Raw genomic sequence first — 13,230 nt, forward strand, 5'->3', positions numbered from 1 at the left:
AGACCACATGAAGGATTATCAGGCCAAAAGTACCTTGGCGTTGGCTGTACGCGCAATCTTATGGGGCATGCCACTCAGCATTCTTAGCATTGCAACAACGTCTGCTTATGCTACCAATGTTTATCAGATTTCGATTAGCCCTACCACACTCGACCAAGCACTAAAGCAACTCGCCATTCAAACAGGGACGACCATCAGTTATGACTCGACTGCGCTTGCAAAAATAAAAAATGTTTCACTCAAAGGGAATTATTCAGTAGAAACGGCGTTAGATGTCTTACTCAAACCACATGCATTTGAAGCAATCAAAGTTGCCAATGCGGGATACAGTATTCAAGCCAAAGCAACTGTGGCTGCTGTTGAACCTAAAGTCGTTCAATTAGAAGCGATTCACACACGAGCAGATCAAGCTCAAAATAGCAACGCTCAGCAAGAAAGCAATTCAACACAGCTTCCAACAATTTCGATCAAAGCCGCCAGCCAAAATATGACAAATGTTGGCAAGCAAGCTCAGAATATTAAAGAGGTACCACAATCTGTAACAGTTATGTCTCGTCAGCGTCTTGATGAACAAGGTCTAAAAACCCTTGATGATGTCATGGTACAAACAACAGGTGTAACACGCGAACAGCTCTGGCTAAATAATAACTATAGTGCACGTGGTCTAAAGATTGAAAATATCCGTTATGACGGCGGCAGTACTTCAAGTCTAGAAGACCGAAGTAACAGTGCTGATATGGCACAATATGACGCAGTTGAGGTATTGCGTGGTGCAGATGGTTTATTCGGTGCTGGCGAAGCTGGCGGTGTGATTAATCTCACCTCTAAACGACCAAAAGCAGAAACCGAAATCAATGGATCAATTTCAGCAGGTAGCTGGAATAATTATCGTGGTGAATTCGATGCGACAGGTTCATTAACACAAGATCAAAGTGTTAAGGGACGTTTGGTCACTGTTTTTCAAGATCGAGACTTCTTCTACAAACCAACACAAAGCCGCCGTGAAATGGTCTACGGTGCATTAAGCTTTGACTTATTACCCGAAACAACATTGTTTACAGGTGTCAGTTATCAAAAAGATAAAGTGGATGCTTTTAATGCTAGCTTACCTCGTTGGGAAGATGGCGCAGATCTACATTTACCCCGCAGTACGACGATGGGAGCACCTTGGGGTTGGATCGAACGTAAAAACACATCCTTCTTCGCCAATCTCCAACATCAAATTAATGATGACTGGAAAACACAACTGAATGTGCGTCACAACATTGGTAATGATGCGATTAACAGCGCTGAAATGGAAGGTGCTGTCAGTTATGACACTCACCAAAGCCAATGGTGGCGCTATCAGGATGATACGCGCTTTAAAGAAACAACTATGGATTTAAACCTACAAGGCAGCTTTAATTTATTTGAACAAAAGCATGATCTGATTTTGGGTATCGACCACAGTAATAACCAAAAAGATTATCGACTAAATTGGACTTATTATGCCGATGGCGATGCATTTAATCGCGTTGCACCACCAGAATGGGACTACCCTGCGCTCTCTTGGGCAACCAATACGACCAACAAGAATAATAAATCTGCACTTTATGGTTCTTTAAAATTACGCCCTGTTGATGATTTAGCCCTCATTCTTGGTGGCCGTTATACCTTTAAAGATGAGTTAACCATCAATAACCAAAATAGTAATATTGAAAACACCTATACAGAAGACAAAAAATTTGTTCCTTATTATGGGATTACCTATGATATTTTGCCTTCTACTACAGCCTATGCAAGCTTTGCAGAAATTTATAAAAATCAGCGGAACTATTTGACAGCGGTCGATGGTGCTGGACTAGAACCATTAACCGGGCGGAATATTGAATTTGGTATCAAGCATCAAATTAATGCAAACTTGCTTGCATCGATTGCTTACTTCGATATCAAAAAAGAAAAGGAAAAAGTGTATAACGCCTATACCAGCATTCCAAACAGTAACTCATTATGCTGTTATATCGGTACAGGCTCTATGGAAAGTAAAGGGGTTGATGTTGAACTGAATGGCAATATTAGCCCTGAATGGAATTTATCTGTAGGTTATACCTACAATAAAAATGAGAAAAAGGATAATACTGAAAATCCCTACAATAGCTACACCCCTAAAAATCTGTTAAAAATTTGGACAACCTATCAGCTTGATCAAATTGTCGATGGCTTAGAAATAGGCGGAGGTGTAATTGCTCAAAGTAAAAACTATGCAGCAGGATCAGTCAGAGAGTTTAATCCAGTAACACAAAAGTTTGATGGTGCTTGGAAAAGTATTGAGCTGGTTCAACCCAATTATGCTATTTGGTCAGCTCGTGTCGCTTATGATATTAATCCGCAATGGAATATCGCACTTAACTTAAATAATATTTTTGACAAAACCTATTACAGTACAATCGGCTATCCAGGTTATGGTAATTTTTATGGCGAACCACGTAACTTCCTTTTGACTTTAAAAGCAAGTTACTAAAGCTCTAAAAATCAATTCATAACCAAAATAAAAAGAGGAAACATTCGTTTCCTCTTTTTATTTCACATTGATACAAGCAAAGCTTAAATCAAAGTCACGATCAACAGCAGCCCAAATACAACAGTCACAATCGCATTCGCCTGCAACAGTTTTTTAGGTTGATAGGTTAATAATAACCCCACTGCCAAAGCAGCAAAAGTGATACACCCCAACCACTCAGATAAACCGACCGAAGCCCCTTTAATATAAATCATGACCAGCGCAGAGAGAAGTAACATTACCCAACCTGCGATTTCAAACCGTCGACTATTCTGCGCTGAAATCTGAGCACTAAAAATATCGCGCTGATGCTTACTCATCCCACAGGCAAGTGCTGATAACGCCACCACAGCAACACACCACAACATCAATGCTGCCATTATGCTTGCTCCTGTCCAGCTTGAACTTTAGGCTGTTTTTTCTGCTTCACCGCTAAACCTTGGTAACGCTTTAATTTGTAGTAAGAGTAGATAAAAATCAGACCTAAAATAATACACACTAGATCAAAACTGGCGATCATCCATTGTCCATGATAGATACTCATCCACAGTGCCTGACCGCCTGTTAAGAAGTTTAGAATTGGCATAAACAGGAACAATACCGCTGCTAAAGCCAGTTGTTCCAACCATGCGGGACGATGCGCTCGAATAGCCGCATGAATTAAACACAACAGCCATACGATAAAGAACACATTAATCTCTAGTGGAGAACGTTCTGCCAACTGAGCTGGGATAAAACGATTGGCAATGAAATAAGCTGCGCAGGCAATCGGTAAACCTGTGATTGCGGTAATATTCAGCACTTCAACCACACGATGACCAAAAGGCTTATAGCCCAACTTCTGTACATCTGGAATCCGTTTGACTACCCACAAGATCAGACCAGAAGCCACCATCATGGTACCCAAGATACCCGATAAAAATAATAACCAACGTAGGACTGAATCCACCCCATGTGCCATATGTAACCATGTCACTAGGGTATAAATGGCTTTTGAAGTTGAGTTAACAGGTTTGGCTTCATCAATCAGTTGTCCTGTCACCGCATTAAACTTCATTGAAGGAATGCTTTCTCGATCAAGCAATGTGGTGGTATGGGTTGCATTAAATTGAACGTCTGCTTCAACGGTATTCGGTTTATTCACTCGAATTGAAGCAATCGGGTTATCCTCCCAACCTTGTTGAACGTATTGACTCAATGTGACTAAATTCACCATCGGTGCTGCGGCAAGTACAGGTGCCGCCTGTTCAGCCTCACCGCGACGGCCGCCGCCTCGATTACCACGTCCTTCTTCGGCAGCTTCTTTTTGTTTTTGCTCAGCGAGTAGACGTGCTTGCTCAGGTGTTTTAGCAATAGGTTCATTCAGCATTTGATAGAAATTTTGCCCACTTCCATAATGGCTGTTCATCGCCCAAGGCATAAACATAAACATCAACAGCAACAAGCCGCTAAAGGTGATCATGATATGAAAAGGTAAGGCAAATACCGCTGTTGCATTATGCCCATCAAGCCATGAACGCTGGCCTTTGGCTGGACGGAAGGTAAAGAAATCTTTGAAAATCTTTTTATGAGTGATAATACCGCTGATGATCGCCACAAACATGAATAAGGTTGCGATACCAACGATCCAGCGCCCCCAAATGCGTGGCATGCCATAGAGTTCAAAATGGAAACGATATAAGAAACCTCCACCACGCGTTTCACGTGCTTTAATCTCTTGTCCCGTTTGTGCATCTAAATAGATTTCACCACCCCGACGGCGACCTTCACCCGGCTTACGGATATTCAGCATAATGGCCGGTTGGCGTTCATTGGCAAAACGGATATTCCAACTTTCGGCAGGTTGCCCGTTTTGCTGCAAATACTGGAGTGCATAACCCAGTTGTTGCTGCTGAGAGGTACTATTCACAGACTGATGCAATTCAGGTTTCATCCACACCGTAATTTCATTTTGGAAAAAACTGAGCGTGCCCGTCAGAAAAACGGCGTAAAGCAGCCATCCCAAGAGCAGGCTGGTCCATGTATGTAACCATGACATCGACTGGCGTGGGCCTTCATTTTTACCATCAACACGCATGACTTTACCCTTTTAAAAACCAATACATCAACGTCATCAATACACTGGGAACAATGACTCCCAACCAGACTTTCAAAGTCGAGTTGACCAGAAACACCCAAATAAACACGGCACAATGAATCACAAATGCCAGCATGGTCGCCCCAAACACGGCATTGGCTTTTAAAGGCTCGGTGGTAAACAGAGCCCCCATTAACATTGCAGCAATCGCAGCAAAGTAATAACCACCAAAAATAGCCAAGACAAAACGTGAAAAAATCATCAATCGATATTTAATCAATGATGATTGTTCCACCTTCTTTTTTGTGACCCTTTTGGCGGAGGCCAAGGGCACAGACGCTTCAATATTCATAAAAGACACCCAGTCAGGTGACGACGATGCAAAATAATCGCCACCTGCATTTCAGGAAGATTAGAAAGAAAACTTGAGATTGAGATAATATTGGCGACCACGGACATCACTATATTTACTGAGGTAAGACTGCGTTCCAGACATGTCGACTGTGTAATCGTTAAATAGATTTTGAATACCGAAACTCAATTCGCTTGAGCTGTGTTTTAGTAATTTACTGCTCGGCAATTTCACTTTGGCAAAAATGTCATGATAAATTTGATCTTCGATTTTTAATTTTTGATCGGCACGACCCGTTTGATTCAAAATCGCAGAAGCATCAACCATTTCGTACGAACCATAATATTGGCTTGCCCAACCAAAGCCCCAATTGTCATTGGCTTGTAGATAAATCGAAGCATTGGCACGATTTTTCAGGGGTGCATCCGAGACCGCACCACCAACCACACTGACAAAATTCTTCTCTGGATCAATCAAATTATGTTGTTGGCGATATTCATTGACATGGGTATAGCCCAAATTAAAGGTGGTTTCTCCAATCACACTATCAAAGCGATAATTTAAGTTGGTATCGATCCCACTGGTTTTAAGGTTTAAAGCGTTGAAGGGCGTGATATCAATTGAAACCACATCGCCAGCTTGATTGCGTTGAATACGGCTACCATATTTGCTTTGATTGTCTAAAATATATTGCGCACTGATCGAACTGATATTATTGGTTTTTTTGATGTTGTAATAATCAATGGATAAGCGCAAATCTGGAATCGCCTCAGGGGTTAATACAATACCAGCATTAATACTCTTTGAACTTTCTGGCGTCAGATCAGGGTTACCGCCAGAAATGCTTTCATATGTGTTAATGATTTTGCCCGTTGCAGGATCGGTTAATGTCGCTCCCGTCACTTGGGTCGAAGTCGCTTGAGAAATCTGTGAAACTGATGGTGTGACAAAGCCTTCACTATAAGACGCACGGAACATCAATTGGTCATTCGGTGCAAAGCGGAAACCTACTGTTGGCGTGATCGCATCAAATTTCGATTTACCTGAATCATGATAATTTAAAAACTTGGAACGATAGCCTGTAGCTGGATCAATTTTACTGTCATATTGCGGTATCTTGGCTTGGACATTGAAATCCTCATAACGCGCAGCCAGTTGCACATCGAGTAATTTGGCGAAAGGTAAATTCAGCTCAGGTGAAATCAGGGGAATATTAAATTCCGTGTAAACACTGGATGCATTGCTCTTACGCTCGGCAGGTTTTACCCAAGGATTGTCGACATGTTGATGATCCGCAAAACCTTCACTTTCGTAACGACGGTGTTCAATCCCTGTGGCTAATCGAATATCGCCTGCATACCATTTTGCAATTGGACCAGTAGCTCGAATCGAGAAATCATTTAAAGTCTGCTGCGTATTATTTTTTGGATAGTTCCAGTATTTTGAAATTAAGTCAGTTGGTGTAGTGGTGAAATCTTGCAAAAAATCAATTGCATTATTAGCGGTATCTTTGTTCCATGCACTGGCTTTCGGATTGTTGCTGCCTTTACGCGTATAACGTTGACGAATATCCGATTTACTCCATGCATAATCTGCCGAGAGTATCCATTCTGGTGTAAGGTCAAAGGTAAAACCCGTTGCAACTTTCTTCTGGGTGGTTTCAAATGTATCCTTGGCATAAGCGCCTAGGCTATCTAAACTCAATGGATAGTTGACCAAAATATCCTTACCAAATGGATTATGCGGGCTATTTTTGCTCACTGTCACAACACCATAACCATGCGGTGAGGTATTAAATGACCAACCCTCTTCTTTTTCATAGCCTGCTTCAAGAAACACATTCAGACGGTCAGTAAAATCACGATTTAAAGAAAGTCCAAATGCTTCGGTCTTGGTATCATAAAGTAATCCCTCTTTCCCCGACCAGCCGCTCACTCCATCTGACAAACCTAAGGCATAGCCTTGACCTAGTTTGCTCAGATCGCCATTCCAACCTTTGGGAAGATGCGCCATAGATGAGCCCCATCCTGGCACTAATTCAGAACCATCTTTACTACGAATATTGGTTAAATTGCCTGCTGGTGGATTGACCTTGTCCCCAATAAGACTATTCGGATTATTTTTTAAAATATTTTGGCGTGATTTACTCTTCCAGTCACGTTCACTCGCTAGCAAACTATCTTGGTCTTTTTTGGAAGCGGTCAACATCACATGGGTACGACCTTCTTCCAAAGAAAAACCTGAAACCAAATTAAAAGATTTGGCGGGTTGTTGATTATCCACGGTATCGCTATAGCGCACATTCACTTCAGTGCCAACATAGTCTTTACGCAAAATCACATTGATCACACCACCAATCGCCCCACTGCCATAAATCGCGGCAGCTGATGTCGGTAATACTTCAATCCGTTCAATTGCAGCCAATGGTATATTATTTAAATTGGGTTGATCGGTAGATTCAGAAGTACCACGACTGCCTGTTCCCGCACTACGGCGGCCATTAATCAATACCAAAGTTTGGCTTGCGCCAAGTCCACGTAAATTAATTTGACTTGATGTGCCTGAGAAATAGCTGGAGTTATTGGTTGAGGTCGCCATCGGTAATACTTTAGACAATAACTCGGTGACCGTGGTGGTACCTGAGCGCTCAATCTCTTCCCGCTCAATCATGGTGTAGGCTTGGACATCGTCTTCGGTACGTGGAATATCCATATTGCCCGATTTATAGGCAACATCAACCTTGCTTGCTGTCACCGCAATGGTTGGCAGCGTCGAGGCTTTATCTACGCTGTCCTGTGCAAAGACTTGTGATGAAGACAACACCAGTAAAACTGAAGTACATAATGTTGTTCTAATAAATTGAGATGATTTGAGAGATTTATTTTGTTCTAACACGTAAGAACCTTAATTCATTATTAAAAATTTCGTGAATAATACACAAAACAAACAAAAATGACAATAATAATGATAATTATTATCAATAATAACATTAGTACTCCATATCCCTCCATATTTTAAAGTCATCAATAACAACAAAAGCTTATGAGATGGGTAACCTGATCAATCAGTCTTAACAACGGATAAAGCGCCAAATTTTAGGAAGATGTGGAGCTAAGTGTTTGCAGGTTTTAGTGATTATGATTAAAAAATAAGCCCATCTTATTCGCGAATTTGAATAAGATGGGCTGTTCAATTCTTATATTGAATCGACAATTAAAACTTATGTGTATACGTCGTCATGATTCGATTTTCGACAAAATCTGTACCTGGGTTATTGCCTGCACCATATTTAATATCAGCTCGAATATGTCGCCATTCAAAGCCCAAGCCTTTCAGTTTACCTTCAGGTACGGTGTAATTGACGATCACATTTTTCTCGGTTTCTTTATTATCCTTAAACCCTTCACGATAGATTTCACTGCCATTTAAATAGCGTAATGTCAGTTTTAACCCAGGGATACCTTGCTCTTTAAAGTCATAACTATATAAAACATGCCAAGTGAACTCTTTAGCTTTGTAGAAAGCAATTGCAGACCAACTCTGTAAATAGGCTTGTGGTACATAACCATTCAACAAAGGAATATTGTCCTCACCCATATGCTTTTGCAAACCTGTCAAAATGGTATGTGGTCCATTTTGTACACTGGCTTGCAGACCAATTGATTGGACATCAATATCGCCAAAATAGGCATCCCCATCTTCTTTATAGTTAAAATAGCGGGCGTCCACTTTAAGCTTGCTTTTGTTGACCGTTTCAGTAAAGGCCGCACTCAAATATTGTTGTTGATAGATATCTTCAAGCTGCCCAAACCAATAAGAACCCGTCAACTGAGGAGTAAAATTATAATCGAGACCCAGAAAATTCAGCCCGTCACTTCTTTTGTTTGGGTCTGTCGAGTTGCCTAAGGTAAATTTTCGATACTCATCATCATCTCGAGCATTCACATGGGTAAATCGCCCTGCTGACACTTTTAAGTTTTTGATGTCTTTACTTTCTAGCATTGCACCTGCATAAGTGGTGACCAATTGCCGAGAATCATCAATAAACAGTACCGGTGTTTTGGGGAAAAGCTCACCGACTTTCAGTTCAGTATTGTGATATTTAAATTTTAAAGTCGCGCCTAATTTTAAATAATCACGCTCCTGCCGACCTTCGTGCTGATCGTATTTAAATACGGTATCCAGACGTTCATCGTAGCGATCTGTTAAACGCAATGCATATTGAAACCCCAAATCCAAACCGACTTGGATTGGTGTATCGGTATAACCAGATTCAAAACGTCCTGTCATCGCCTGAGACCAACTACCCAGATCTTTATTGGTATTTTCAAAATCCCGTTCTAAATAAAAATTACGCAGGTAAATGCTTTTTTCACTGTCTTCAAAAAAATCTGCATAAGCCACATTGATATTTAGACAGCCAAAGAGTGTGTACAGTGCTACGCGCTGTGCTTTATACAGCGTATCTGGTTTTAACATGGGAAATCCTTTCCTGAGTATTTGAAATTCTTATTCATTCACGCTGAGAGTTAAGACCGTCCTCACAACTGAGACCATACTTGCCGATACCTTTAAAACTGACATAAATTCAGAAAGATATATTTGAGTAAATATTGGTCACACCTTATTATTTGAATTATTAATGTAATTTTCCATATATAATGAAGTATATAGTTATACCTTTTAAGTCTAGTTTTAGGCCATTTTCACCACAATTAAAAAAGCGATCATGATGACCGCTGATAAATAAACTTGGTGCCTAGAGTGGCTTAATCACCCTCTAGTTGAATCGGAATGCCTTCTTCTTCAAATACTTGCTTAATACATTCTAAAATCTGTGGTAGATAGGGACTCTGATCCATATTGCGCACCGCCAATGAAATTGGGGTATAGGCTTCTAAATCTAAGATTGGGATATACACCAGATTTTTCATGCCAATATCACTGGCACTTTCTGGAATCAGGCAAATCCCCTCACCTGATGACACCAAACCAAGCGCCATATGAATTTCACGTACCTCGACCATATCTTTAGGCACCAAACCCAAGTCGGTAAAAATCGATTGAATCAAGGTGGAAAAATTCGGTTTTTGGGTCGCGGGATAAGAAAAAATAGGTTCATCAATAATCTGGGACAGATAAATCCCCTGATCAATAAAGCGGGTTAAATGATGGTTTTTATGAATCGCTAATTTGAGTTTTTCTTTGCGCAATAAAATCCGTTTAATTGCAGGATCACTAATTCTTAAACGTCCAAAACCCAAATCGATTTTACCCAGCTTTAACGCTTCGATCTGATCCTTGGTACCATGTTCAATCAACTCCACCTGAATATCAGGATGATTTTGACGGAATAAATAAATCACTTGCGGTAATAACGCATAAAGTAATGAGCTGACATAGCCAATACGCACAATCTTATTTACCGTGCTAATGCGTTTTGCCATGGAAGCCGCTTGGGCAGTATGGGTCAAAATCTGCACCGCATGCTGATAAAAGAACTGTCCCGCTTCTGTGGTTTTCACAGGTCGCGAACCACGTTCAAATAACAGGATACCGAGTTCCTCTTCCAGCTTTTGGATCTGACGGCTTAACGGAGGTTGTGCAATGCATAACTTTTCTGCAGCTTTGGTAATGCTCTGCTCTTCTACCACCGTCACGAAATAACGAAGATGTCTTAATTCCATTTAATATACCTTTTAAGTATCCAAAAATACCAAATTCAGCCTAGTTCTAAATATTACATTAATTTAGGGTATGTAAATAGCTCAGGACGAAAGAAATACCCAAGATGTATAAATCCATAGAAACCCTACTTGTCGAGATCCCAACTATCCGCCCGCATAAGATGGCGGTTGCAACCATGCAAACCCAAACCTTAGTCCTCATTAAAGTGACAACAGAAGATGGTTTGATTGGTTGGGGTGAAGCAACGACCATTGGTGGCTTGGGTTATGGAGATGAAAGTCCTGAAAGTGTCAAAACCAATATCGAGCATTACTTTTCGCCATTGTTAAAAACTTTGGACAGTTTTAATGTGGCTCAGACACTTCAGGCCATTCAAAATAGCATCAATGGGAACCGTTTTGCCAAATGTGCCATTCAAACTGCACTACTGGATATTCAGGCACAACGTTTAGGTTTACCGCTCAGTGAAGTATTAGGTGGACGCCTACGTGATAGTGTCCCTGTACTTTGGGTGTTAGCTTCGGGAAATACTGAAAAAGACATTGCTGAAGCAGAAAAAATGGTTGCGTTAAAACGCCACAATGTGTTCAAGCTCAAGATTGGCTCCCGCCCAGTTGAGCAGGATGTTGAACATGTACTGGCGATTAAACAAGCATTGGGCGCAGACGTTTCGATTCGTGTCGATGTCAACCGTGCATGGTCTGAGTTGAATGCGATTAAAGGGATTCAAATGCTTCAGGATGGTGGAGTCGATCTGATCGAGCAACCGTGTGCGATTCACAATATTGATGCCATGCAACGTCTGACCCGTAAATTTGATATTGCCATTATGGCGGATGAATCTTTAACCGGTCCGCAAAGTGCTTATCAACTGGCAAAAAGCAATGCCGCCTCAGTGTTTGCAGTGAAAATTGCCCAATCAGGTGGTCTGATTGAAGCCTGTGAAGTCGGGAAAATTGCCAATCTGGCAGGTATCGATCTTTACGGTGGCACCATGTTGGAAGGTCCAGTTGGCACCATTGCTTCCGCACATGCCTTCTCTACTTTTAGCAATTTAGCCGCAGGAACGGAACTGTTTGGTCCACTGTTGCTCACGGAAGAAATTTTAAAAACACCACTTCAATATGGCAATTTTGAACTCAAAATTCCAACTGGCCCTGGTCTCGGTATTGAACTGGATGAAGACAAAATCGACAACTTACGTCGTCAATAATTCAAGGAGTTGCCATGCTTTTTCATGTACGAATGGATGTAAATATCCCGCTCGATATGCCAGTTGAACAAGCCAATCAAATTAAAGCTGTTGAAAAGGCCTATTCACAAGATTTACAGCGTCAAGGTAAATGGCGTCATATCTGGCGCATCACGGGCCAATATTCAAATATCAGTATCTTTGATGTCGACAGCAATGAAGAACTGCACAATATTTTACAGGGTCTGCCGTTGTATCCCTACATGAATATTGAAGTGATGGCGATGAATCGCCACCCATCAGCTATCCGCGAAGACGATAGCTAAAGCCCATCGTAGCATCAGGATCGCAACAGAATTTGAACAAGGAATGTGGCAAGCCAAGGAACCAGCAAAACAGCAAGTCCGCGAGCCACCAAAAATTATCATACTTCAGGAGATTATGTATGAACCGTCAAGAAATCGATGCACTGGTTAAAAAAATGAATGTGGATACCGCGACAGGTGAAGTCAATCCACGTGTACAACAAATCGTGGTTCGTCTGCTCGGTGATCTTTTTCAGGCGATTGAAGATTTGGACATCTCGCAAAGCGAACTTTGGAAAGGTCTTGAGTACTTTACTGATGCAGGCCAAGCCAATGAACTTGGTTTATTAGCAGCAGGTTTAGGTCTTGAACATTATTTAGATTTACGTGCTGATGAAGCAGATGCCAAAGCAGGTATTACGGGTGGAACACCACGTACCATTGAAGGCCCACTCTATGTGGCTGGTGCACCAGAATCTGTCGGTTTTGCCCGTATGGATGACGGTTCTGAATCGGACAAAGTGGATACTTTATTCATCGAAGGAACTGTCACTGATCCTGAAGGTAATATTATCGAAGGCGCTAAAGTCGAAGTTTGGCATGCCAACAGCCTAGGTAACTATTCATTCTTTGATAAGTCACAATCTGACTTTAACTTACGTCGTACCATTTTATCTGATGCCTCTGGTCACTATGTGGCACAGACCACCATGCCTGTGGGCTATGGCTGCCCGCCTGAAGGGACTACTCAAGCAGTGCTGAACTTGCTTGGCCGTCACGGTAACCGCCCTTCTCACGTGCACTATTTTGTGTCTGCACCAGGCTATCGCAAATTAACCACGCAGTTCAATATCGAAGGTGATCAATACCTGTGGGATGACTTTGCATTTGCAACACGTGAAGGCTTGGTCGCTACTGCTGTTGATGTAACTGATGAAGCTGAACTTGCTCGTCGTGGTGTGAATAAGCCATTCAAACACATTACCTTTAATGTTGAATTAGTGGCAGAAAAAACAGGTGCGCCAAGCACTGAAGTTGACCGTCGTCGTGTCGGTGCTTAACACCACAAATTTACTG

At 41.5% G+C, this 13,230-nt stretch carries 10 protein-coding genes; 4 read left to right on the forward strand and 6 right to left on the reverse strand.

What is annotated here, in order from left to right; genetic code table 11:
* The first annotated feature begins 7 nt into the window (after positions 1 to 7).
* Positions 8 to 2,500 (forward strand): TonB-dependent siderophore receptor, encoded by a 2,493-nt coding sequence (locus F896_RS06045; protein ID WP_016164380.1) that lies wholly within the window; start codon positions 8 to 10, stop codon positions 2,498 to 2,500.
* Between the two features lie 83 nt (positions 2,501 to 2,583).
* On the opposite strand, the gene F896_RS06040 is transcribed toward F896_RS06045, so the two are convergent.
* The 6 genes from F896_RS06040 to catM form a co-directional block, all read right to left on the reverse strand.
* Positions 2,584 to 2,919: a DUF3325 domain-containing protein gene (locus tag F896_RS06040; RefSeq protein WP_016164381.1), complete on the reverse strand. Its 336-nt coding sequence runs from the start codon at positions 2,917 to 2,919 to the stop codon at positions 2,584 to 2,586.
* Entirely contained in the window at positions 2,919 to 4,616 is a 1,698-nt protein-coding gene (locus tag F896_RS06035) for a PepSY-associated TM helix domain-containing protein (protein ID WP_016164382.1), read from the reverse strand. The genes F896_RS06040 and F896_RS06035 overlap by 1 nt, the downstream gene beginning before the upstream one ends.
* Before the next feature lie 4 nt (positions 4,617 to 4,620).
* A complete protein-coding gene (locus tag F896_RS0119970) occupies positions 4,621 to 4,968 on the reverse strand; it encodes a DUF3649 domain-containing protein (protein WP_018678903.1) in 348 nt (115 codons plus the stop codon).
* A 60-nt stretch (positions 4,969 to 5,028) separates the two neighbouring features.
* A complete protein-coding gene (locus tag F896_RS06030; protein WP_016164384.1) occupies positions 5,029 to 7,863 on the reverse strand; it encodes a TonB-dependent receptor domain-containing protein in 2,835 nt (944 codons plus the stop codon).
* 318 nt (positions 7,864 to 8,181) lie between these two features.
* Positions 8,182 to 9,447, reverse strand: a complete 1,266-nt coding sequence (locus F896_RS06025) for an OprD family outer membrane porin (RefSeq protein ID WP_016164385.1) — start codon at positions 9,445 to 9,447, stop codon at positions 8,182 to 8,184.
* A 290-nt stretch (positions 9,448 to 9,737) separates the two neighbouring features.
* On the reverse strand, positions 9,738 to 10,655 hold the full coding sequence (catM, locus tag F896_RS06020) for a cis,cis-muconate-binding transcription regulator CatM (RefSeq protein ID WP_004654826.1): 918 nt from the start codon (positions 10,653 to 10,655) through the stop codon (positions 9,738 to 9,740).
* 104 nt (positions 10,656 to 10,759) lie between these two features.
* Here catM and F896_RS06015 point away from each other — a divergent pair, with 104 nt between their 5' ends.
* The 3 genes from F896_RS06015 (at position 10,760) to catA (ending at position 13,214) form a co-directional block, all read left to right on the forward strand.
* Positions 10,760 to 11,869, forward strand: coding sequence for a muconate/chloromuconate family cycloisomerase (locus F896_RS06015; RefSeq protein ID WP_016164386.1), 1,110 nt, complete (start codon positions 10,760 to 10,762; stop codon positions 11,867 to 11,869).
* A gap of 14 nt (positions 11,870 to 11,883) precedes the next feature.
* Positions 11,884 to 12,174: a muconolactone Delta-isomerase gene (gene catC, locus F896_RS06010; protein WP_004654828.1), complete on the forward strand. Its 291-nt coding sequence runs from the start codon at positions 11,884 to 11,886 to the stop codon at positions 12,172 to 12,174.
* 119 nt (positions 12,175 to 12,293) lie between these two features.
* A complete protein-coding gene (gene catA, locus F896_RS06005; protein ID WP_016164387.1) occupies positions 12,294 to 13,214 on the forward strand; it encodes a catechol 1,2-dioxygenase in 921 nt (306 codons plus the stop codon).
* Positions 13,215 to 13,230: the final 16 nt, after the last annotated feature.

The sequence above is a fragment of the Acinetobacter genomosp. 15BJ genome, from assembly GCF_000400715.1.
Taxonomy (GTDB): Bacteria; Pseudomonadota; Gammaproteobacteria; order Pseudomonadales; family Moraxellaceae; genus Acinetobacter.